The organism is Stenotrophomonas sp. 63632_Sma, assembly GCF_056482875.1.
This window is the reverse complement of sequence record NZ_CM151220.1, coordinates 2045549-2069502: the sequence shown is the minus strand read 5'-3', so window position 1 is coordinate 2069502 and position 23954 is coordinate 2045549. Positions and strand designations below refer to the sequence as shown.

Annotated in this window: 16 protein-coding genes; 7 read left to right on the top strand and 9 right to left on the bottom strand. The window is 66.0% G+C overall.

Going from position 1 to position 23954, the window contains the following annotated elements:
* Positions 1-14: 14 nt before the first annotated feature.
* A complete protein-coding gene (locus tag ACZK45_RS09615; RefSeq protein ID WP_125895397.1) occupies positions 15-629 on the bottom strand; it encodes an NUDIX hydrolase in 615 nt (204 codons plus the stop codon).
* Positions 630-762: 133 nt separating this feature from the next.
* Here ACZK45_RS09615 and ACZK45_RS09610 point away from each other — a divergent pair, with 133 nt between their 5' ends.
* From ACZK45_RS09610 to mtnC, 5 genes are all read left to right on the top strand, one after another.
* Positions 763-2238, top strand: coding sequence for an amino acid permease (locus tag ACZK45_RS09610; protein WP_121503164.1), 1476 nt, complete (start codon positions 763-765; stop codon positions 2236-2238).
* A gap of 82 nt (positions 2239-2320) precedes the next feature.
* Positions 2321-3748: an amino acid permease gene (locus ACZK45_RS09605; protein WP_049424691.1), complete on the top strand. Its 1428-nt coding sequence runs from the start codon at positions 2321-2323 to the stop codon at positions 3746-3748.
* 523 nt (positions 3749-4271) lie between these two features.
* Positions 4272-4913: a methylthioribulose 1-phosphate dehydratase gene (locus tag ACZK45_RS09600; RefSeq protein ID WP_032130340.1), complete on the top strand. Its 642-nt coding sequence runs from the start codon at positions 4272-4274 to the stop codon at positions 4911-4913.
* Between the two features lie 92 nt (positions 4914-5005).
* Positions 5006-5563: a 1,2-dihydroxy-3-keto-5-methylthiopentene dioxygenase gene (locus tag ACZK45_RS09595; RefSeq protein ID WP_014037028.1), complete on the top strand. Its 558-nt coding sequence runs from the start codon at positions 5006-5008 to the stop codon at positions 5561-5563.
* Positions 5564-5566: 3 nt separating this feature from the next.
* Positions 5567-6262: an acireductone synthase gene (mtnC, locus tag ACZK45_RS09590; RefSeq protein WP_478445770.1), complete on the top strand. Its 696-nt coding sequence runs from the start codon at positions 5567-5569 to the stop codon at positions 6260-6262.
* Between the two features lie 86 nt (positions 6263-6348).
* Here mtnC and ACZK45_RS09585 read toward each other — a convergent pair whose 3' ends face one another.
* The 6 genes from ACZK45_RS09585 to ACZK45_RS09560 form a co-directional block, all read right to left on the bottom strand.
* The gene (locus ACZK45_RS09585) at positions 6349-8967 is read right to left on the bottom strand and encodes a beta-mannosidase (RefSeq protein ID WP_253146057.1); all 2619 of its coding nucleotides are present in this window, start codon (positions 8965-8967) and stop codon (positions 6349-6351) included.
* A gap of 91 nt (positions 8968-9058) precedes the next feature.
* The gene (locus ACZK45_RS09580; protein WP_253146056.1) at positions 9059-10285 is read right to left on the bottom strand and encodes an AGE family epimerase/isomerase; all 1227 of its coding nucleotides are present in this window, start codon (positions 10283-10285) and stop codon (positions 9059-9061) included.
* On the bottom strand, positions 10282-11277 hold the full coding sequence (locus ACZK45_RS09575) for a carbohydrate kinase family protein (RefSeq protein WP_100468324.1): 996 nt from the start codon (positions 11275-11277) through the stop codon (positions 10282-10284). The genes ACZK45_RS09580 and ACZK45_RS09575 overlap by 4 nt, the downstream gene beginning before the upstream one ends.
* A 7-nt stretch (positions 11278-11284) precedes the next feature.
* Positions 11285-12541 carry an L-fucose:H+ symporter permease gene (fucP, locus tag ACZK45_RS09570; protein ID WP_373695424.1) on the bottom strand — a complete coding sequence of 419 codons (1257 nt, stop codon included), beginning with the start codon at positions 12539-12541 and terminating at the stop codon, positions 11285-11287.
* Between the two features lie 116 nt (positions 12542-12657).
* Positions 12658-13707, bottom strand: coding sequence for a LacI family DNA-binding transcriptional regulator (locus tag ACZK45_RS09565; RefSeq protein ID WP_049424705.1), 1050 nt, complete (start codon positions 13705-13707; stop codon positions 12658-12660).
* Between the two features lie 96 nt (positions 13708-13803).
* The gene (locus tag ACZK45_RS09560; protein ID WP_478445769.1) at positions 13804-16269 is read right to left on the bottom strand and encodes a GH92 family glycosyl hydrolase; all 2466 of its coding nucleotides are present in this window, start codon (positions 16267-16269) and stop codon (positions 13804-13806) included.
* A gap of 1139 nt (positions 16270-17408) precedes the next feature.
* On the opposite strand from ACZK45_RS09560, the gene ACZK45_RS09555 reads away from it, so the two are divergent.
* Together ACZK45_RS09555 and ACZK45_RS09550 are read left to right on the top strand one after the other, a co-directional pair.
* Positions 17409-20486: a TonB-dependent receptor gene (locus ACZK45_RS09555; protein ID WP_478445768.1), complete on the top strand. Its 3078-nt coding sequence runs from the start codon at positions 17409-17411 to the stop codon at positions 20484-20486.
* 200 nt (positions 20487-20686) lie between these two features.
* Positions 20687-20881, top strand: a complete 195-nt coding sequence (locus tag ACZK45_RS09550) for a heavy-metal-associated domain-containing protein (protein WP_021204511.1) — start codon at positions 20687-20689, stop codon at positions 20879-20881.
* Between the two features lie 79 nt (positions 20882-20960).
* On the opposite strand, the gene cueR is transcribed toward ACZK45_RS09550, so the two are convergent.
* Together cueR and ACZK45_RS09540 are read right to left on the bottom strand one after the other, a co-directional pair.
* Positions 20961-21416 (bottom strand): Cu(I)-responsive transcriptional regulator, encoded by a 456-nt coding sequence (gene cueR / locus ACZK45_RS09545; protein ID WP_125892811.1) that lies wholly within the window; start codon positions 21414-21416, stop codon positions 20961-20963.
* Positions 21417-21427: 11 nt separating this feature from the next.
* Positions 21428-23929: a heavy metal translocating P-type ATPase gene (locus ACZK45_RS09540; protein ID WP_478445767.1), complete on the bottom strand. Its 2502-nt coding sequence runs from the start codon at positions 23927-23929 to the stop codon at positions 21428-21430.
* Between the last annotated feature and the right edge of the window lie 25 nt (positions 23930-23954).

Genomic DNA, 23954 nt, shown 5'->3' with positions numbered 1-23954 from the left:
CGTCCCCTTTTTCTTCAGCGCGTCAGCCACCGGCGCGCCATGCGCTGCATGGATTCGTCCGATTCCGGATCGGCGGCGACCTCGGTCACCGGCCGCCAGGCCAGCTCCAGCGATTCCTCGCTGAGCACGAAGGCCTCGCCACCCAGCGCCCGGATCACGAAACGCACGTCGTAGTGCCAGTGCCCCGGCACGTCCTTGCGCTCCGGAATCCAATGCTTGTCCAGATCGAAGATGGCCGGGTCTTCCAACACCAGGCCGCTCAGGCCCGACTCCTCCTCGGCTTCCTTCAGCGCCACCTGGGCCAGGTCGCGGTCGCCGTCGGCGTGGCCGCCCAGCTGCAGCCAGCGCTGCAGCTTGCGGTGATGGGTCAGCAGCAGGCGCTGGCCGTCGGCACTGACCAGCCAGCAGCTGGCGGTGAAGTGGCCGGCCAGCCGTTCGCGCCGGAACGGATCTTCCGGATCGTCCAACAATGTGCCGAATTCGGCAGCCAATGCGTCGTGGGCGGGCTCGCGGCGGGCGTAGTCCCGCAGCAGGCCACGCAGGCGATCGTCAAGCACGGCAAGGGTTTCGGCGGTCTGGCTCATGAATGGGCGGCGTTTGGAAAAATACTGCTCATTATCGCCGTTCATTGTTGCGATTGCGCTTGTGCGTTGGCTTCAGCTTTGGCTAAGGTACAGCGGGCCGTTCGCGCGGCCTTCACCATTCCAGGGTTGCCGGCAACGTATCGGCGGCCCACCCAATCCGATCACTAGGAAGTACTGCATGCTGAAAGCTCTGTTGAGGGTCAAGCCGGTTGAACCGGCCGGGCACGTCGATGCTGGCGAACCCATCGAAGGCAGCCTGGACGGCGAAGCCACGTTGAAACGGACCCTCACGGCTAAACACCTCATCCTGCTTGGCGTGGGTGCGGTGATCGGCGCAGGTATCTTCGTGCTGACCGGCCAGGCTGCGGCCAACCACGCTGGCCCGGCAGTGATGCTGTCGTTCGTCATCGCCGGTTTCGCCTGCGCCCTGGCGGGCCTGTGCTACGCCGAATTCGCGGCGATGATGCCGGTCTCCGGCAGCGCCTACTCCTACTCCTACGCCACCCTCGGCGAGGGCATGGCCTGGTTCATCGGCTGGTGCCTGGTGCTGGAATACCTGTTCGCCTCGGCCTCGGTCGCGGTGGGCTGGTCGGCGTACCTGATCAGCTTCATCACCACCACGCTGCACATGCCGTTCCCGGATGCGCTCAGCGCAGCCCCGATCGCCTGGACCGGCAGCGAGTTCATCGCCTCAGGCAAGCTGTTCAACCTGCCTGCAGTACTGATCGTGGCGGCGGTGTCCGGCCTGCTGTACGTGGGCGTGACCCAATCGGCCTTCGTCAACGCGATCATCGTGGCGATCAAGGTCACCGTCATCTGCCTGTTCATCGGCATCGGCGCGGCCCACATCGACCCGGCCAACTGGCAGCCGTTCATCCCGGAAAACACCGGCGTGGCGGGTGAGTTCGGCTGGAGCGGCGTGTTCCGTGCGGCCACCATCGTGTTCTTCGCCTACATCGGCTTCGATGCGGTCTCCACCGCCGCCGGTGAAACCAAGGACCCGCAGCGCAACATGCCGATCGGCCTGCTCGGCTCGCTGGCGGTGTGCACCATCGTCTACATCATCGTCTGCGCGGTGCTGACCGGCATGATGCCGTACCACCTGCTGGGCACCGACAAGCCGGTGGCCACCGCGCTGGAACCCTACCCGACCCTGTCCTGGCTGAAGACCCTGGTCGAGATCGGCGCCATCGCCGGCCTGTCCTCGGTGGTGCTGGTGATGATGATGGGCCAGACCCGCATCGCCTACACCATCTCCCGCGACGGCCTGCTGCCGAAGTTCTTCGGCAGGGTCCACGCCCGCTTCCGCACCCCGTACGTCGCCACCATCGTGGTCGGCGTGATCGCCGCGGCACTGGCCGGCCTGGTACCGCTGAACGTGCTGGGCGAACTGGTCTCGATGGGCACCCTGCTGGCCTTCGCCACGGTCTGCATCGGCGTGCTGGTGCTGCGCTATACCAAGCCGGAGATCCACCGCCCGTTCCGCGTGCCGGCGGTGTGGATCATCTGCCCGCTCGGCGCAGCCACCTGCCTGTTCCTGTTCTGGCAGGCGTTCGTGGTGCACTGGCACCTGTTCGTTGGCTGGACGCTGCTCGGCCTGCTGATCTACCTGGGCTACGGCATCCGCAACAGCAAGCTGGCCAAGTCGCCCTGATCCGCCTACGGGCCGGCCTCGCGCCGGCCCGTCCGTTTTCCCCGCGCGCCGGTCATGGCGCGCTTCGACAAGACCACCACACATGTTCAAGCAACTGTGGGCCACCAAGCACCCGCATGCCGCCCATGAAGACGCCAACGGCCTGAGCCTGCGCCGCCACCTCGGCCCCTGGGGGCTGACTGCCCTGGGTATCGGCGCGGTGATCGGCGGCGGCATCTTCGTCATCACCGGCCAGGCCGCCGCCAACCACGCCGGCCCGGCCATCATGCTGTCCTTCGTACTGGCCGCCATCTGCTGCGCCTTCTGCGCACTGGCCTACGCGGAATTCGCCTCGATGGTGCCGGTCTCCGGCAGCGCCTACACCTACACCTACGCCACCTTCGGCGAGCTCTCGGCCTGGTTCATCGGCTGGATGCTGGTGCTCGAATACGGCGTCTCCGCCTCGGCGGTCGCGGTCAGCTGGACCGGCTATTTCCTCAGCCTGCTCAGCCAGTTCGACATCCATCTACCGGCGGCGCTGGTCAGTGCCCCACTCGATGCACAGCTGCGCCCCACCGGCGCGATCGCCAACCTGCCGGCCGCCGCGCTGGTACTGCTGCTGACCTGGCTGTGCTACGTCGGCATCAGCAAGTCCTCGGCGATGAACATGGCGATGGTCGTGCTCAAGACCGGCCTGATCGTGCTGGTCATCGTGGTCGGCTGGAAGTACGTGGACACCAGCAACTGGACCCCGTTCATTCCGGCCAACGAAGGCCCCGGCAAGTACGGCATGGAAGGCGTGCTGCGCGGTGCGGCGATGGTGTTCTTCGCCTACATCGGCTTCGAGGCGGTGTCGGTGGCGGCGCAGGAATCGAAGAATCCACAGCGCGACATGCCGTTCGGCATGATGCTGTCGCTGGTGATCTGCACCGTGCTGTACATCGCGATGGCCGCAGTGATGACCGGCCTGGTGCCGTTCCAACTGCTGGGCACCGACGAGCCGGTGGTGACCGCGGTGGCCGCGCATCCGCAGCTGGGCTGGTTGCGCTGGGTGGTCGAGGTCGGCGCACTGGTCGGCCTGTCCTCGGTGGTGCTGGTGATGATCATCGGCCAGCCGCGCATCTTCATGATCATGGGCCGCGACGGCCTGTTGCCGCCGGTGTTCACCAAGATCCACCCGAAGTACCGTACCCCGCACATCAACACGGTGATCACCGGTATCGGCATCGCGCTGCTGGCGGCGCTGTTCCCGCTGGACATCCTCGGCGAGCTGACCTCGATGGGCACGCTGATCGCGTTCGCGGCGGTGTGCGCGGGCGTGCTGATCCTGCGCCGCACCCAGCCGGACCTGCCGCGTCCGTTCCGCATGCCGATGGCGTGGCTGATCTGCAGCCTGGGCGTGCTGAGTTGCCTTGCCCTGCTGTCGGCGATGACGATGCACAACTGGATGCTGATGGGGGTGTGGACGTTCGTCGGCTTCGTGATCTATTTCTGCTACGGCTTCAGGCACAGCCGCCTGCGGGTGAAGTAAAGGGATTGCAGGGCCTGCGGCCCTGCACCCGCCCGGAGCAACGGCAACAGCTGGGCTGAGGGGTTTGGCGGGGAGGCATGGGTTCGCGGGGGACGCCGTGAATCCGTCCATGGAGGCTTAGCCGCGCCATCCATGGCGCGGATACCCCCGCGAACCCATGCCTCCCCGCCCATGACAGTCTCCCGGCGCATCCGGTGGATCCACGCCATGCGTGGATGAATTCGGTCTGGGAAATGAATTCTCTGTAGAGCCGAGCCATGCTCGGCTCCGAGCAAGCGCAGCGCCGCGACCCGCTTCTGCCTTTCCTTCTTCACTCCGTGGCTGACGCGCACGGAACCTGTCCGTGGTCGGGCGGGTGGGTTGTGCAGGGGTGTCCGCGGCATGGATGCCGCGGCCAAGCCCCCAAGGAAGGGTCTACGGCGTCCCCTGCACAGCCCACCCGCCCGGCCAAAGCAAGAAATCCAGCCCGGCGAGACAGCCACGAGGGGCTCAGCCGTTGGCCGAATCCAGTAAAATCGCCGGCATGAACGCCCCCACCTTCCCGTACGACACCGCGCGCCTGAGCGAACTGGCCCAGCTGCTGATCGACAACGTCCGCGAACTGGCCCACGCCGGCTGGACCCCGGCCACCAGCAGCAACTTCTCCCACCGCCTGGACGACCGCCACGCCGCGATCACCGTCTCCGGCAAGGACAAGGGCCGCCTGATCGAGGACGACATCATGGTGGTGGACTTCGACGGCCTGGCCGTCGGCCGCCCGCTGCGCCCGTCCGCCGAAACCCTGCTGCACACCCAGCTGTATCGCCGCTTCCCGGAAATCGGCTGCGTGCTGCACACCCACTCGCCGGTGCAGACCGTCGCCTCGCGCCTGTACGCGCCGCAGGGCCACATCCGCCTGGAAGGCTACGAGCTGCTGAAGGCCTTCGCCGGCAACAGCACCCACGAGATGGCCATCGACGTGCCGGTGTTCGCCAACACCCAGGACATGAACGTGCTTTCGAAGCAGGTCGATGACCTGCTCGACCGTCAGAACCTGTGGGGCTACCTGATCGACGGCCACGGCCTGTATGCCTGGGGCCGCGACATGGCCGAGGCACGCCGCCACCTGGAAGCGTTCGAGTTCCTGTTCCACTGCGAGCTGGAACTGCGCAAGCTGCGCGGCTGAACCCGCACGCAGGTGCAGATGCCGATCCGGAATCTGCACCTCGTGCCCACCCTGCTACCCTGTCTTCCCCCCGAGACGTTCAAGCTGCCGCCATGAGCCGACTGCGCATCTACGACGACACCCGCCCCGAATCGCCGCTTCTGGATACCCAGGACGGCGCGGTCATCGCTGCCGAGCTGCAGAAGATCGGCGTCACCTTCGAGCGCTGGCAGGCCACCGCACCGGTCGCACCGGGCGCCAGCCAGGATGAAGTGTTCGCCGCTTACCGCGCCGACATCGACCGCCTGGTTGCCGAGCGCGGCTTCAAGAGCGTGGACGTGGCCTCGATCGCCCCGGACAACCCGAACCGCGCCGAGCTGCGCAGGAAGTTCCTCGACGAACACTTCCACAAGGAAGACGAGGTGCGCTTCTTCGTGGCAGGCTCCGGCCTGTTCACCCTGCACGTGGGTGACAAGGTCTATGAGATCGAGTGCGTGAAGGACGACCTGATCGCCGTACCCGATGGCACCACCCACTGGTTCGACATGGGCGACGAGCCCAGCTTCGTGGCGATCCGCTTCTTCACCGAGCCGGATGGCTGGGTCGGTCACTTCACCGGCACCGACATCGCGCAGAAGTTCCCCCGTTACGTACCCACCCAGGCGTCCTGATCCATGCAGCCCCGCGTCATCCTGACCGATATCGAAGGCACCACCAGCAGCATCTCGTTCGTCAAGAACGTGCTGTTCCCCTATGCCCGCAAGGCGCTGCCCGCGTTCGTCGCCGAGCACGGCCAGCAGCCGGAAGTCCGCCGCTGGCTGGATGCGGTGGCCACCGAGATCGGCGGCGCCTGCCAGGACAGCCTGGTAGCCGAGACGCTGCAGGGCTGGATCGACCAGGACCGCAAGCACACCGCACTGAAGGCGCTGCAGGGCCTGATCTGGGACGAAGGCTACCGCCGCGGCGACTACACCGCGCACTTCTACCCGGAAGTGGCGCCGGTGCTGAAGGGCTGGCACGCCTCCGGCCTGCCGCTGTACGTGTACTCCTCCGGCTCGGTGCCGGCGCAGAAGCTGTTCTTCGGCTTCAGCGACGCCGGTGACCTCAGCCCGTTGGTGTCGGGCTGGTTCGACACCGAAGTCGGCGGCAAGCGCGAGGCCGACAGCTACCGCCGCATCGTGCAGGCCATTAGCGTGCCGGCCGGCGAGATCCTGTTCCTGTCGGATGTGGTGGAAGAACTGGATGCTGCCCGCGAAGCCGGCCTGCAGACCCGCCTGATTGATCGCCTGGATGACTACCCGCTGCCGCGCACCGGCCAGGCCGCCAACGGCCACGAGCGGGTCGAGAATTTCCAGCAGATCCAGCTGTAAGCAAGAAAAAGGGGACGGAGGGGATTAAGTCGTTTGTGGCACACATGGGCCACAAACGACTTAATCCCCTCCGTCCCCTTTTTTGCTCAACGATCGTTGAGGGTTTTTACCTTCAGCGCTTCGCGCAGCGTCGTCAGATCCACCGGGCCACGCACTGCGATGTCGCGGGTTTCGCCCGGCAGCAGATCCAGCAGGTTGTCTTCCACCTGCACGTCCAATGCACCGAAGTCGATCCACGCCGAACGCATGTAGGCCGCGCTTTCCAATCGCAGACGGTAGTGGTCGCATTCAATGGACAGGCTGGCCTTGAGCTTCTGCCGCGGCAGGATCTGATCCTTGGCCTCAACGAAGCCGACCACCTGGCGGGCACTCACCGCCCCGTTCTGCAGCAGTTCGAACACGGCCACCGTGCGCTTTGGATCGGCACCGGCCAGCAATTCGGCGTCGCGGAAATCACCGATCGAGGTGACACCGGCGGCAGCCAGCGACACCGCTTCCTCGCGGCGGCGAAGCACCTTGCCGTCTACATCCATCACCCGCAACCGCCAACGTGCATCCAACGCGGCGCCATCATTGATCAGGCGCACCCGCGTGCTGCCTTCGTCGCGCAGCGCCGCCACCGCCACCGGCGCGAAGAAACGCCGCGCGGCGAAGTGCAGCGCCTTCCAGCGACCGAAGTAGTCCACGCTGGACCATGAAGCACCTGGCCAGACGTCGTTGAGCTGCCAGTACAGCGAGCCCATCGTGTACGGCCGCGAGGCGCGATGATGCAGCGCCGCCAGTGCGATGCCATCGGCCTGCATCACCTGGCTGAGGTAGACGAAGTCCTCGAAGTCCTTCGGCGTGCCGTAGCCCAGTTCGATGTAGTGCAGCAGGCGGCTGTTGCCCTCGCCGGCCATGAATTTCTGGTGCGCGCGGATCACCGGGCTGTCGATGCGCTGCTCGGCGCGGGTGGCGATCTGGTCCACCGTCGCCACCGACGGCCACGCCTGCAGCCCGTACTCGGACATGAAGCGCGGGGTCTCGCGCAGGTAGGCCTGCACCGGCAACGCCGGATTGCCCCAGACCTGCCAGTAGTGCTTGTCGCCACGCGTTGAATCGTTGGCCTTCTCGTCAAGGTCGTTGCTGGGCGAGCTGGACCAGTACGGCACGCCCAGCCCTTCCTCGCCCACCACCTGGCGCAGGTCGTTGCCGAACAGGTCGACGTAGCCCTGCCAGACCTTCGCCGCAAATGCCGGGTCAGCTGCCTTCAGGTCACGGCCGTGACCCCAGTCCTTCCAGGCGGTTTCCTCCTCGTTGTTGCCACACCACAGCACGATGCTGGGGTGATGGCGCAGCCGGCGCACGTTGTCGCGCGCCTCGGCCACCACGCTGGTACGGAATGCCGGATCGTAGCCCGGCTGCATGCCGCCGCCGAACATGAAATCCTGCCAGACCAGCAGGCCTAGCTCGTCGGCGATGTCGAAGAACGCGTCGTCCTCGTAGTAGCCACCGCCCCAGTTGCGCAGCATGTTCATGTTGGCATCGCGCGCGGCGGTCAGCACCTGGCGCAGGCGTGCGGCATCGACGCGTGCGGGGAAGGCATCGAACGGAATGACGTTGGCGCCCTTGGCAAAGATCTCCACACCATTGATGACGAAGGCGAAGCCCTGCCCTCCCTTGCCGTCTTCCTCGCGGCGCAGTTCGACCGTGCGCAGGCCGATGCGCTGCTCGCGCGCCAGCGTTGCATCGCCGCCACCATCCAGGCCAGCCTTCACGGTATAGCGATCCTGCGCACCATGGCCCACCGGCCACCAGCGCCGCGGCGTGGCCAGCTCAACCGGCAGCTCAACCGTATTCTGGCCCGGCTTCAGCAACACCGTGCGTTGCACCTGGGCCACGTTGCGGCCTTCCGGATCCTGCACATCCACAGTGACCATCGCAGAACCGGCAGTGCTGCCCTGCTCCACCTGCAGCAACACCGCCAGCTTCGCCTGCTCCGCGCTCAATGCATCGGTACGCACGGCAAGATCGGTCAGGCGGTGCGCGTCCCAGGCCTGCAGGTCGACCCCGCGCCAGACCCCGGCGGTGACATAACGCGGGCCCCAGTCCCAGCCGAAGTGGTAGGCCGGCTTGCGCGCGAAGTTGCCGACCATCGCCTCCTTCGGCTCATCGCCATAGGGCGACGGGTAATTGCCAGCGATCTTGTGCGGCATTGCCTGCACGCCCGGCAGCAGCGTGCGGATCGGTGAGCGGAACACGATCTGCAGTTCATTGCCGTTCGCGCGCAGGCGCCCGTCCACACGTGCATGCCACGTGCGGTGCGCGTTGTCCGCGCGCAGCAGCGGCTTGCCGTTGAGGCTGACCTCGGCGAAGGTATCCAGCCCGTCGAAACGCAGCTCGGCATTCGGCTTGGCCAGCGTCGCCGCATCCACGTCAAAGCGGGCGCGGTACTCCCAGGCAGCCAGGCCGATCCATTGCAGCTCGGCCTCGGGTGCACCGACGTACGGATCGCGGATCAGCCCATGCGCCAGCAGGTCGGTGTGCACGCTGCCCGGCATCTTCGCCGCCCGCCATTGCTGCAGGCCCGGGTGGGCTGCACCCTCGGCGTCGCCGGGCAGCATGCGGAATTCCCACTGCGCCTGCAGAGGCGCTGCAGTTGCCGGGAAAGCGGAGGCTGCGACCAGCAGCAGGAGCAGACGGACAACGAGGGAAAGGCGATGCACGTGGCGCTCCTGTTTTTCCGCCGGGCGTGACCCAGCGCTACCGATTTCGGATTGCCAGGCATGGCCTGGCACTACTGCATTCGAACGATCTTCAACGCACGACGTTCAACACTTCGTAGCACGCGCCCATGGTGTGGTAATCCACCTTGCCGGCAGGGCTTTTCTCGTCGCTGTACTTGCGGTTGTCGGCATCGAGGATGCGGAACCATGCACCGTACTGGTGGTCGACGAAATGCTCCCAGGAGTACGCCCAGAAGCGGTCGTACCACTGCCAGTAGCGGTCGTCGCCGGTACGCTTGGCCATCAGTGCGGCGGTCGCCAGCGTTTCGGCCTGCACCCAGAAATACTTGTCGTCGTCGCAGACGAAGCTGTCGCCGCCGATCGGGGCGCCGTCCATACCGGGCTGCCGGCGCGATTCCGGTGCGAAGCCGTAGTACAGGCCACCACGGGTGTCGTCCCAACTGCGTGCGACGGCGACGTCGAACAGATGCTGCGCGGTCGGCACCAGCCAGTCGGCCTGCACGTGGCGATCGAGGATCAGCAGCAGTTTGGCCCACTCGGTCTGATGCCCCGGCTGGAAGCCCCACGGGCGGAACAGGTGCTTGGGATCGTCCAGGTTGTAGTCCCAGTCGATTTCCCAGTTCACATCGTAATGTTCCCAGACCAGGCCACCGGCCTTGGCGGCCTGGCGGCGGGTCATGTTGTCGGCCAGCTGCAGCGCGCGCTCGACATAGCGCTGCTCGCCACTGGCCTCGAACGCGGCCAGCATCGCCTCGCACATGTGCATGTTGGCGTTCTGGCCGCGGTAGCCAGTGAAGCTCCACTGGCCGTCAGCCTCGTCCTTGTACAGGCCATGCTGCGGCTCCCAGAAGCGTGCTTCCAGCAGCTGCCAGGTTTCGTCCATCCAGTCGCGCGCCTGCTCGATGCCCGCCTTCAGCGCGCAACTGTAGGCCAGCAGCACGAAGGCCACGCCGTAGCAGTGGTTCATATCGTCCTCGACCTTGCCGTCGCGCAGGGTCCAGGCATAACCGCCGGTGGCCGGGTTGCGGTGCACCTCGCGCAGATAGCGCACGCCATGCTCGACAGCCTCCCGGTATTCGGCATTGCCGAACTCGCGGTAGGCCATCGCATAGTTGAAGACGAAGCGGGTGCTGCTCACCAGGTGGCGGTGGCTGGCATCGTAGATGCTGCCGTCATCACGGAAGTAGTGGAAGAAACCGCCGTCCGGATCGATGCAGCGCGGGTGGTAGAACGCCATCGTGTCGGCGATATGCGCGCGCAGGAACGCGGGCGAACGGAAATCGGGCGAGGTGCTCATGCGGTAATGTCCTGGGCCTGCAGCAGCTGCTGCACTTCATCGAGCGAGGGCATCGCGGCGAACGCGCCCTTGCGGGTAACAGCCAGCGCACCCACGGCGGCACCGAAGCGCAGCGTGGCGGTGATCGCCTCCGGGTCCTGGCAGAACGCGGCAAAGCCTGCGCCCGCCCCACCACGCTCCAGCAGGCCGACCAGCACGCCACCGACGAAGGCATCGCCGGCGGCCGTGGTATCGACGGTGGCCACGCGGAAGCTGGTGACCGTGCCGTGGTTGTCGCGCGTGTACCAGTGCAGCGTGGCCGCACCATCGGTAACGATGACCCAGCGCGCCTGCGCGGCCAGAAGGCGCTTGAGCACCACTGACTCGCCATCGGCACCCAGCGGTGCCGCCAGGTAATCCAGCTCCTCGCGCGACAGCTTGACCAGGTCGGCGCGCTCCAGCGCCTGCCACAGGCGCGGCGTCGGATCTTCGTTGGCTGGCCACAGAGCCGGGCGCAGGTTGAGGTCCAGGCTGACCACCGCACCGGCGGCACGGGCGCGCTCCATGCCGGCGAAGGTCGCCTCGGCGATGGCCGGCTCGGTCAGGCTGTTGGAACAGACGTGGAAGCACTGCGCGCTGTCGAAGCACGCGGCCTGGAAATCGCTGTCACGGAACAGCAGGTCAGCCGCCGGCGGGCGGTAGAAACTGAAGCTGCGCTCGCCACTGGCATCCAGCGCGACGAAGGCCAGCGCAGTCTTGGCGGCGTCGGTGCGCACGATGTAATCCGTGCCCACGCCGTGCTCGACCAGGCTGTCGGCCAGGAAGTCACCGAACATGTCGCGGCCAAGCATGCCGACGAACTGGGTCTTCGCCCCCAGCCGCGCAGCCGCCACCGCGACGTTGGCCGGCGCACCGCCGGCGTACTGCAGGAACGCGCGCGGGGTATCGGCCGAGGCCGGCGGCTGCGCTAGTAGATCGATCAAAATTTCGCCGAAGCAGACAATGGCACCCATTTCCGACTCAGCCTCCCTGCGTTGCGGAAGCCGGCGGGCGCGAACCCACCAGACCGTAGAAGATGATGTAGACGTAGCAGACCACCGGCAGCACGAAGCTGAGGTGCAGACCGATGCGGTCGGCCAGCATGCCCTGCAGCAGCGGGATGATCGCGCCGCCGACAATGGCCATGATCAACAGGCTGGACGCCTTGTTGGTCAGCGGGCCCAGGCGTTCGATGGCCAGCGAGAAGATGGTCGGGAACATGATGGAATTGAACAGACCGGTCGCCACGATGCCGTACAGCGCGACCTTGCCACCCGACGCCAGCGTGACGCCCAGCAGCACCACATTGGCCACTGCGAATCCGGCCAGCAGGCCGCGCGGCGAGTACTTGGCCAGCAGCCACGCACCTGCAAAGCGACCAACCATGGCGCAGCCCCAGTAGGCCGACACATAGTGCGTGGCCTGCTGTTCAGTCATGCCGCCGATCTCCGGCAGTGCCAGGTAGTTCACCATCAGGCTGCCGATGGACACCTCAGCACCGACGTAGAAGAAAATAGCCAGCACGCCGAAAAGTACGTGCGGATGCTTGAGTGCATCCAGCAGCGTGTGGTGGCCGCTGTCGGCCTGCTCGGTTGTCTCGGTCAGGCTGGGCAGGCGGAACAGGTAGACGAACACTGCCAGCAGCACCAGTGCGATGGCCAGGCCCACGTACGGGCCCTGCACCGACTGCGCTTCGGCGGTACGGTAGGCAATCTGTTCGGCCACGGGCAGCGCGTTGATCTCGTCGCCGCTCTTCACTGCGGTGCTCAGAATCAGGAAACCACCAAACAGCGGCGCCAGCGTGGTACCCAACGAGTTGAGTGCCTGCGCCAGGGTCAGACGGCTCGATGCGGTCTGTTCCGGGCCCAGCAGCGCAACGTAGGGATTGGCTGCCACCTGCAGCACGGTAATGCCGGTAGCAAGTACGAACAGCGAACCAAGGAACGCTTCATAGGTGCGCAATGCGGCCGACGGCCAGAAGCCCAGCGCGCCCACGCCGGCGATCAGCAGGCCGGCGATGATGCCCTTCTTGTAGCCCAGGTGGGCCACCAGCCGACCGGCCGGCACCGACATCAGGAAGTACGCGCCGAAGAAGGTGAACTGCACCAGCATCGCGCGGGTGTAATTCAGTTCGAACACCGCCTTCAGGTGCGGAATCAGCACGTCGTTGAGGCTGGTCAGGAAGCCCCACATGAAGAATATGGTGGTGGCAACCGCCAGAGCAGCACGGACATTCATGACCGGCGCCTGGCTGCTGGAGGTACCCGATGGACGGGGCGTTGCGGAGATCGGCATGCGGTACGCGCCTCGATGCGCGGAAGGTCGTTGTTGCGTGGAAGGGGTGTACGGAGGAATCAGTTCGGTCGTGCGGCACTGCTTTCGCGGATGCGCAGCTGCACCGGCGCAACCGTGCGCCGTGGCGGCGCATCCGGTTCGTCCAGTCGTTGCAGCAGCAGCGCGGCAGCTTGCCGGCCCCGCTCGCGCGGATCGGCAGTGAGCGTGGTCAACGGCGGCACCGCGACCGACGCCTCGGAAATATCATCGAAACCGGTAACGGCAAAGTCACCGCCCGGACGGATGCCACGCGAATTCAAACCCAGCATCAGGCCCAGCGCGACGGTGTCGTTGTAGCAGACCGCTGCACTCGGGCGATGTCCGTCGGCAAACAGCTCATCGGTGCGCGCCGCAGCTTCCAGGCGGTTCGGCGCCGACTCGATCATCCAGCCCGGCGGCAGCGACAGACCGGCCTCGGCCAGCGCCTGCTGGAAACCGGCACGGCGCTGGTGGCACGAGCTCGATGCAGCGTGGCCGCCGAAGAAGGCGATCTGGCGATGGCCGCGTTCGATCAGGTGGCGCGTGGCCAGATAGGCGCCGTGCTGGTTGTCCAGTGTCAGGAAATCCCAGTCGGCCCCGTCCAGCTCGCGGTTGAACAGCAGCACGTTGGCATTGGCACCTAGTGCCTGCCGCAGCAGCGCGGTATCGCTGCCCTCGGCCGGCGACAGGATCAGGCCGGCCGGGGTGTGCTCCATCAGCGTGGACAGCACCGCCTGCTGGCGCTCCGGCGATTCACCGGTACTGCCGAGCAGGGTCACGTAACCGCGTCCACCCAGCGCCTCATCCACACCGGAGGCGAATTCGGCGAAGAAAGGGTTGGACAGATCGTTGATCACCAGCGCGATGCTCGACGAGGTCCGCCGGCGCAGGTTGGCCGCCGCGCGGTTGTAGACATAGCGCTGGCGGCGCAGTTCGGCCTCGACCTTGGCGCGGGTATCGACGTTGACCAGCGGGCTGCCGCGCAGCACCAGCGACACGGTTGCCCGTGACACGCCGATGGCACGCGCGATGTCGGTCACCGTCACCGCCTTGCCGGCGCGCTTGCTGGGACTGCTGCCGTTGTCGTTCATCGTCTTCCCGGACTCCGCTGGAGGCTCAAGCCTAATGGATCAGGGCCCTGTCGTGCCGTGCCGTTCGCTGGGTCACCGCGAACGGCACAGTCCGTCTCAGCGCAGCTGGCTCCCCGGTGCCGCGCACCAGGACACCGGCAGGTCCTTCACCGCCGTGCCCCAGCCCTGCTCCGGCGCCTTCGCATCGAGCGCGAACTGCAGGCGCGGGCCCTGCTGCAGCTGGTTCCAATCCAGCCACACCGGCGCATGCGCCTGGCCATCGACCTTCACACCCTGCACGTACTGCAGGCGGCGGCCATCGGCACCCGGCGCGTCGATGCGCAGGGTGCGGCCATTGCCCATGTCCACTTCCACCTTGCTGAAACGCGGGGTATGCAGCAGGAACTGGCCGCTGCCGGGCACCGCCGGATACACGCCGATGGCACTGAACAGGTACCAGGCCGACATCGTGCCGAGGTCATCATTGCCGGTCACGCCATTCGGGGCATTGGTGAACAACTGCTGCGCGGCACGCACCACGGCGGCGGTCTTCCACGGCTGGCCGATCAGCGTGTACAGCCACGGCGAGTGCAGGTCCGGCTCGTTGTTCGGGTTGTAGCGGAACTGGTTGTAGTAGCTGTACGGCCCGACCACCCACTCCTTGCGGGCTGCATTGAGCGGGTCGGCCTGCAGCGCGTCCATCGCGAAGAACGCATCCAGGCGTCGGCCAGCCTGTTCGCGGCCATCCATCGCGTCGACCAGGCCCGGCACGTCCTGCTGCGCCAGCCACTGGTACTGCCACGCCGTGCCTTCATGGAAACCGTGGTGCGAGCGCGGGCTGTAGTGACCATCGGCCGGCGTGTACCACTGGCCGTCTTCGGTACGCGGGCGCGGGAAACCGGTGAAGCCGGTCTCGGCGTCACGCACCTGCGGGTCCCACACCTTGCGCCAGTTGCGGCCGCGCTCACGCAGCGTCGCCGCGTCCTGCGCATGGCCCAGGCCATCGGCCATCTGCGAAAGCGCGCAGTCGGCCAGCGCATATTCCAAGGTGGCCGAACCGCCGTGGTGCGGATCGACGTCCATGCCCTTGGATGGGAATGCGCGGTCGTAGACCACGTAGCCCTTGTCCAGGTAGGTCGGGTTGCCGGAACGGCCGGCCATGCGCGAGTTCAGCGGAGGAGTACCGAACGCGTTGCGGCGCAGCGCATCCCACGCCTGCGATTCACGGCCCTTGAGCGCACCGAAGCGCCACAGGTCGACCATGAACGGCGTGACTGGATCGCCGGTCATGATGTTGGTCTCGAAGTTGGCATAGCCCCAGCGCGGCAGCCAGCCACCCTGCTCGTCGATCGCCAGCAGGGTACGGCCGATGTCACGCGCCACGTCCGGGCGGGTCAGTGCCAGCCACTGGTTCTGCGCGCGGTAGGTATCCCACAGCGAGAAGTACTCGTAATAGGTCCAGCCATCGGCGCGGTGGATACCATCGTCATAGCCGCGATAACGGCCGTCGGCGTCGTTGCCGGTCATCGGCTGCAGCAGCGCGTGGTAGGCCGCACTGTAGAACACGGTGCGGTCATCGGACGTACCGCCCTGCACACGCACCCGACCCAGCTGCTCGCGCCACGACTGCTGGGACAGCGCACGCATGCGGTCGAAACCGAGCAGCGCCCCACCCTGCATGCCGTCTGCGCGCAGATTGATGCGCGCGCCTTCGGCGTCCACATGCGAGATCGCGCTGACCGCCGTCACCGACTGGCCCTTGGCCAGGTCGAAGCTGAGCCAGGCGCCGTTCGGCTTCTGCTCGCCTTCCATGCTGTGGCGCGCGCCGGGCAGGCCACCGCCCTCACCCCAGGTGCCATGCGCCTTGAACGGGCGGTCGAACTCGATGCGGAACCAGGTGGTGTACTGATGGCCGCCGCAGAAACTCTTGGTGACCAGCTTGCCTTCCACCACGCGGTCGCCGACCACATCGACCACGCTGCCGATCACCGAGTGGCGCTCATTGGCCTGGCCAACATTGACCAGCACGTGGCCGTCGCCACTGCGCTGGCTGAAGGTGTAGCGCTCGGCCGCGGCGCGCGTACGCGCAGTGGTCTCGGCATCGATGCCGCCGTAGCTGGTCAGCCGCACCTTGTAATAGCCCGCCTGGCCGATCTCGCCGTCATGCGTGTACGACGCGGCATAGGCCTTGTGGTCAAACTTCTTCGCGTTGCCGGTATCGAAATCGCCGCCGGGACCGATCGAACCGGTCACCGGCAGCACCGACACCTGCCCGCCCTGCTCCCAGCAACCTGCGCCGGAGATGAAGGAGTGGCCGAAACCGCGGATCTTCTCGTCGTCGTAGCGCCAGCCCGAATAGTGGCTGCCGATCGGGCTGACCTGGATCAGGCCGAACGGTGCCGACGCGCCCGGGAACGTGTTGCCGTCGTCCTTGCTGCCGATGAAGGTGTTGACCTCGCGCTCCAGCGCAGCCGGCGCGGCCTGCAGCAGCACCGGCACTGACGACAGTGCGAGCAGGCAGGCCAGGCGCAGCAGCGGGCGCGAGGACACTGGGACGGCGGGATCGGACGGCACTGGACGCATGTCGGGTTCCTGTAGTCGATGAGGCGGAGGCAGACGGCCGGGGCCGTCCGGCACCGTTCCGCTGAGCCCCGCCATGACTGGCAGAAAGCTCCCCCTGGAATGACGCCCGACCCACCAGACCGTGAATTTAGATCGATTCAAGTAGAGCATGCAGGTTCAGCCGAATGCATTCTGCGGCGCAGCATGAGAGGGGGGGGTTCGGCAGGGCTGCGCCCTGCACTCGCTCCGAGCTGGAGCAACAGCAACAGCAACAGCTGATTTCCTGTGGGGAGGCGGGGTGGGTCCGGTTGCGGGGGCCGCTGCAAGTACGTCCATGTAAGCTCGGTCGCCGCTTGCTCGTGTGCGCAGTCCTGCGCACACGGCAAGACCGGGGTTGGGCGTCCTGCCCAACCCGCCCAAGGCATGCCTCGGGCCCATGCGGCTCACGCCCCCGCAACCGGACCCACCCCGCCTTCGACAGTTTCTCGCGATCTGCAGTAGATCCACGCCATGCGTGGATCAATCTCTGTCGGATAACGAAATCAATCGGGATCAGATCCGTTTTCCAACGGAAAACGGATCTGACCCCATGACCTCGCGTGATTCCAGGACCTATCCAACCGTCACCAGGAAACTGTCGGGGGTGGGGCGATGTGGGCTGGCAGGACCGTTGGCGCCATGGATGGCGCCATCGAGCCCCCATGGACGGGTTTACGGCGTGTCCTGCCAGCCCACACCGCCCCGCCAAACCAGCAGAAACCCAGAGCCGCTTTGGCTTTGGCTTTGGCTTTGGCTGTTGCCGGCCAGCGGCCGGCACTACAGCAGGTGCAGGGCGCAGCCCTGCCGCCCCACCCTCCCCTGCGCACGAAAACGATTTCACTGATTTCAGCAAACCGTCATGCCTTCGCCACGCCAGTACCATATTGCGGAGCAGCATGCGCCCGCGGGCGACCCATGCTAAAAAACGCCCGCCCATCGCTTAGATCGATCCAAGAACGACACTGCGATGGCCGGGAGTTGGGGGAGCAGCAACAGGACGTACCAGGCCACGCGCACGGTGCTACTGCCACTGCATGGCAATAGCGACAATGTCACTTCAAATTAGATCGATTCAAGTTGTCCGAGCCACGTCACCGGATCAATCCAGGAGAGAGGGAGAGATGGGAATGAAGCATTCAACACGTACGCATGGCCAGGACGCACTGGCGCTGGCCATCGCGCTGGCCTTGGCCGCCGCCGTCATTCCGGCTGGCGCCGCCGCGCAGCAGGCCGCTTCCACCGGCTCGCAGGAAGCCACCAACCTGGACAGCGTCCAGGTCACCGGCTACCGCTACGCCATTGAAAAGAGCCTTGAGCAGAAGCGCGACGCCAACGCCGTGGTCGAAGTGATCACCGCCGAAGACGTCGGCAAGTTCCCCGACAAGAACGTGGCCGACGCACTGCAGCGCGTGCCCGGCGTGGTCATCACCCGCAGTGGCGGCGAAGGCAAGAGCGTCAGCGTGCGTGGCCTGGCACCCGACCTGACCCTGACCCAGTTGAACGGCAACTACGTGGCCACGTCGGAAACCAACGACGAAGCCACCCGTTCGTTCAACTACACCCTGTTGCCGTCGAACATGCTGTCCAGCGCCGAGCTGTTCAAGTCGCCGGAAGCACGCATCGATGAAGGCGGAATCGGCGGCACGGTCATCCTGCACACCCGTCGCCCGCTGGACATGGAATCCAACTCGGGCTTCGTCACGCTCGAGGGCACCTCCTCCGATACCCACCACGATATCGACCCGCAGGCCTCGGCCCTGTATTCGTGGCACAGCAAGGACGAGCGTTTCGGCGTGCTGATCGGCGTGACGCAGCAGAAGCGCACCACCCGCACCATGGAAGCCAGCACCGAGGACTACCAGTGGTATGGCGCCGGCAAGGCGCGCGATGCCTATGGCAACGTGCAGGCGCAGGATGGTATCCACTACTGGTGGGGCAAGTCCGGCTTCAACAACCAGACCGGCGGCAACTACAGCGATTTCTTCATGCCGACCTCGGTCAACTTCGCAGTGAAGGAAGAGAAGCGCGAGCGCAAGGGCGGCCAGCTGACCTTCCAGTTCAAGCCGGTCGACAACGTTACGATGACGGCCAACTACTTCCGCTTCGAGCTGCAGGGTGACTACACCCAGAACATGCTGAAGATTCCGGAATGGAGCATGGCCCGCTTCAACGGCGATGGAAACTGGGCCGGCGGCCGCCTGCTCAACGGCCTGGATTTCGATCCCAGCGGCAACACCGTTACCGGCGCCCAGTTCGAAAAGCTGGCTGGAAAGACCTACTACTGCAGCGAAGACCAGGCCAAGGCCGCCGACCTCAAGCCCGGCGGCTGGGGCCCGGACGACTGCACGGTTCCGACGCCGCAGCTGACCGGTGGCTACAGCAAGGAAAAGGCACTCTCGCAGACCGCTGACCTGACCATCGACTGGGACATCAGCCCGCTGTGGAAGGCCTCGTTCACCGGTGGCCGCACCTGGTCCGAAGGTGGTCCGTCGATGAACTTCCGGATGTCGGCCAAGCCGCGCCGCAAGGTCGGCAACGATTACCTGTCGGGCAACCTGTACAGTGCCTGGGACCTGACCGGTACGCCGTCGGCCACCTTCTCGCCCGACCTGCAGCAGCAGCTGATGAACGGCATCGCCGAAGTCGACACCGGCTCGACCGATTCGTCGTGGAAGCGCACCGAGGTCAAGCAGAACTACTTCCAGGCCGACGTCACCAAGCTGTTCGAGTCCGGCTGGCTGGACTCGATCCAGTTCGGCGCCAAGTACCGTGACGGCAAGGTCCATCGCAATACCGGCAACACCTACTGGGTGTGCCCGGGCCGCGACCCGGCCGACTATGACAACAGCCGCTACCAGAGTGGCTGCGATCCGACTGCGGGCGACGCGCAGCCGGGCTTCTTCCTGTCCAATCCGATCAACAACATCGCGGGCGGCTTCAATGCCAACGTGTTCCCGGGCATCAACTACCCGGCCTACATCGATTACCTGAACAAGACCTACGGTGGTTCGCACAACCGTACCGAGGAAGACTTCGTCTACAACGTCAACGAGAAGATCTACTCGGGCTACTTCCAGGCCAACTTCCGCACCGAGCGTCTGCGCGGCAATGTCGGCGTGCGCGTGGTGCGCACCAAGCAGTTCGCGCAGTCCTCCGACTCGATCGAGAAGTTCAACGACTACTTCCTGGACAACGCGTCCGGCGCACCGATGGCGTGCACCGATCCGGCCGCTGCGGCCTACCCGACCTACAGCTGCGAGAGCGGCTTCGTGCGCCTGCCGCACGATCTGGCGCAGAGCAAGACCTACAGCCTGATCGGCGTGGATCGCACCTACACTGACGTACTGCCGAGTTTCAATATCGCCTGGGACATCACCGACACGCTGGTGCTGCGTGGTGCCGCGTCGAAGGTGATCGCCCGCCCCGGCTACACCGACATCGCAGCACCGGGTGCACTGAGCTACTACAGCGAGGAGTACGTCAATGATCGCCGCGTTGCCGGTGGCGCATCGACCGCAGGCTGGGTCGGCCAGGGCAGCAACAAGCAGCTGGAACCGTTCAAGGCCACCCAGTTCGACCTGGGCCTGGAGTGGTACTTCCAGCCGGGCGCGGTCGCCGGCGTAGGCCTGTTCCGCAAGAACGTGGACAACTTCACCCTGCCGGTGGTGCGCGACACGCCGATGGTCATCAACGGTGAAGCGGTGAACGTGCAGCGCTACGAGACCCAGGCCAATGGCCGCGATGGTGTCTCGCAAGGCGTCGAGCTGTATGGCCAGTACACGTTCGATTTCGGCTTCGGCGTGCAGGCCAACTACACCTACAACGACACCAACCTGGCCTCCATTGTTCTGGACGGTCAGGAAATCGGCTCCTCGCCACTGGTCGGCAGCGCCAAGAACCAAGCCAACGTGACGGTGTTCTACGAGAACGAGAAGTTCCTCGCGCGCGCCTCGTTCAACCGTCGCGGCCAGGTGGTGGGTGGGCTCAACAATGGCCTCACCGTCTACACCGAGCCGTATGACCAGCTGGATCTGAACGTGGCCTACAACCTGACCCCGGACTGGACCCTGACCGCCTCGGTGATCAATGCCACCAAGTCCGAGCAGCGCGTGCACCTGGGCAGCGACACCAAGGCACGCCTGATCTCCAATACCTACGCAGGCCGCCAGCTGTACTTCGGCGCTACCTGGAAGTTCTAAGGCAACACCGGGTTGCCCGGGCCTGCCCCGGTGCAACACACGCCCCGCCCTGGCGGGGACGTTCCTCCACGGCAGCCACGCTGGTACAGGTGGCTGCCGTTTTCATTGGTGCTTTGTCTTCGGTTCAGCCCTGCGCTTGACCCTGCCAATGTTGGAAGGTGCACACTGGCGCCACCCCAAGAGCACCGAAGGAGCTACAGATGGAATTCCACGTGGAAGGCATGACCTGCGGCGGCTGCGCACGCAGCGTGACCAAGGCGATCGAGCTGGTCGATCCGCAGGCCAGCGTGCAGGCAGATCCCGCCAGCCGTCGCGTGCAGGTACAGACCTCGGCCAGCGAAGCGCAGATCGTGGCGGCGCTGACCGATGCAGGCTTCCCGCCGCGCACGGCCTGATCCCCTAGCCTGCGCCTGCAACGAAAAACCCGCCCGGTGCAGCTGCACCGGGCGGGTTTTTCATGCATGCAACGCCAGGTCAGTGCTTGTGCGTGCGGCGCCGTACTGCACCGGTCTTCGCGGTCTCCGGCGGTGCCAGGGTCTCTTCGTCCTCGCCCAGCCGCTGCAGGATCGGGCATTCCGGGCGCTCATCGCCCGCACAGCAGCTGATCAACGACTTCAGCGTGTCGGCCATCTGCCGCATGCTTTCGATACGCTGCTCCAGGTCGGCGATGTGCTGTTCGGCAAGTTGCTTGACGTCGGCACTGTGCCGCGAGGTGTCGTTCCACAGGCCGAGCAGATCGGTGATCTCGGCCACCTGGAAGCCAAGATCGCGCGCCCGCCGAATGAAGCGCAGGCGGTGGATGTCCGCCTGCGAGTACGCCCGGTAGCCGGACTCGGTGCGATCGGCCGCGGGAATCAGGCCGATCTGTTCGTAGTAGCGGATCATCTTCGCCGAAACGCTGGACGCCTTGGCGGCTTCACCGATGTTCATGCGGTTCTCCTTCAGTGGCTCGCAGCGGGGGCATCCGCCATCGGCGCCTGGAAGCGGCGCAGGCGCAGCGCGTTGCCCAGCACGAACACGCTGGACAGCGCCATCGCACCGGCGGCGAACACCGGCGACAGCAGCACGCCCCAGACCGGGTACAGCACGCCGCCAGCCACCGGAATCAGCGCGGTGTTGTAGGCAAAGGCCCAGAACAGGTTCTGCCGGATGTTGCCCAGCGTTGCCTTCGACAGCGCGATGGCATTCGGCACGCCCTGCAGGTTGCCCGACATCAGCACCACATCGGCCGACTCCACCGCGATATCGGTGCCGGTCCCGATCGCCAGGCCGACATCGGCCTCGGCCAGCGCCGGCGCATCGTTGATGCCGTCACCAACGAAGGCGACATGGCCGTGCGTGGCCTTCAAGCGACGCACCGCTTCGACCTTGCCTTCCGGCAGCACCTCGGCAACGACTTCATCGATACCCAGCTGGCGTGCGATCGCCTGCGCGGTGCCGGCATTGTCGCCGGTGATCATCGCCACCTTCAGGCCCAGCTGGTGCAGTGCCGCGATCGCGGCCGGCGTGCTCGGCTTGATCGGATCGGATACTGCGATGATCGCTGCCAGGCGTCCATCGATGGCCGCGTACAACGGCGACTTGCCCTGCGCGCCGAGTTCGGCCGCCAGCGCCGCAAATGCAGTGATGTCCACGCCCAGGTCGCGCATGAAGCGATCAGCACCGACCTCCACACGCGCACCCTCCACGCTGGCGCGTACACCCATACCGGTGACCGATTCGAAGTCGACCATGGCCGGCAATGCGAGGCCCTGCTCGGTGGCTGCATCGACAATGGCACGGGCGATCGGATGCTCCGAACGTGACTCCACGGTAGCCACCGCGGCCAGTACCGTGGCGCGATCGAAGCCGTCGGCGATCTCCAGGTCGGTCAGGCGCGGGCGACCTTCGGTCAGCGTGCCGGTCTTGTCCACCGCCACCACCTGCGCGTCCTTCAGCAACTGCAGCGCTTCACCCTTGCGGAACAGCACGCCCATTTCGGCGCCACGGCCGGTACCGACCATGATCGACGTCGGCGTCGCCAGGCCCATCGCGCACGGGCAGGCAATGATCAGCACCGCCACCGCATTGACCAGCGCGAAGCTCAGCGCCGGCGATGGGCCGAAGATCAACCAGACCAGGAACGTGGCCAGTGCGGCCAGCATCACCGCCGGCACGAACCACAGGGTGACCTTGTCGACCACCGCCTGGATCGGCAGCTTCGAGCCCTGTGCCTGTTCGACCATGCGGATGATCTGCGCCAGCATGGTCTGCGCGCCCACCGCCGTGGCACGCACGGTCAATGCACCTTTCTGGTTGACCGTGCCGCCCACCACGCTGCTGCCCGGCTGCTTCTCGACCGGAATCGGTTCGCCGCTGATCATCGACTCGTCGATGTAGCTGCGGCCCTCGATCACCTCGCCATCGACCGGCACGCGCTCGCCCGGGCGCACTTCCACCACATCGCCGCTCAGAACCTCGTTGACCGGGATCTCGATCGTGCGGCCGTCACGGATCACATGCGCGACCTTGGCCTGCAGGTTGACCAGGCGCTTGATCGCCTCCGAGGTACGGCCCTTCGCGCGCGCCTCAAGGAAGCGGCCGAGCAGGATCAGCGCGACGATCACCGCCGCTGCTTCGTAGTAGACGTTCACCGTGCCCGGCGGCAGCAACCGCGGTGCAAAGGTCGCCACCACCGAGTAACCGAACGCTGCGGCGGTACCCACCGCCACCAGCGAGTTCATGTCCGGCGCCAGCCGCAGCAGTGCCGGGAAACCCTTCTGGTAGAAACGGCGGCCGGGAATGGCCAGCACCAGCAGGGTCAGTACGAACTGCAGGTACCAGCTGGTCTGCATGCCGAGGGTGGCCATCACCCATTCGTGCATGCCGGGAATCAGGTGCGAACCCATTTCCAGCACGAACACCGGAAGTGCAAGTGCGGTGGCCACGATCAGGTCGCGTTTCAGTTCGGCGCGCTCGGCATCCTTCTTTTCCGCCGCTTCGTCATCGGACTGAACGCCCGCTTCGATGGCATGGGCGGCATAACCGACCTTGTCGATGGCCGCTATCAGCGCGTCTACGCCCGCAACGCCGCGCACGGTCGCACGCTCCGTGGCCAGGTTGACGCTGGCCTGGCTGACGCCCGGTACCGCCAGCAGCGCGCGCTCGACGCGGCCGACGCAGGAGGCACAGGTCATGCCTTCCACTGCCAGCTCGATGGTGCCGGCCGGCACGTCATAACCCACCCGCTCCACCGCCTGGATCAGCGCGGCGCGATCAACCGGACCGGACGCGCGGATATCCGCACGTTCGGTGGCCAGATTGACCGAAACACTGCCGACGCCCTCGACCTTGGACAGCGCCGCTTCGACACGACCGACGCAGCTGGCGCAGGTCATGCCCTCGATGGGCAGGCTGATGGTGGACGGGCTTGCGGGGACTGCAGTGGCGCGGGGCGTGCTCATGATCGGATTCCCGGGGTTCCTTCTG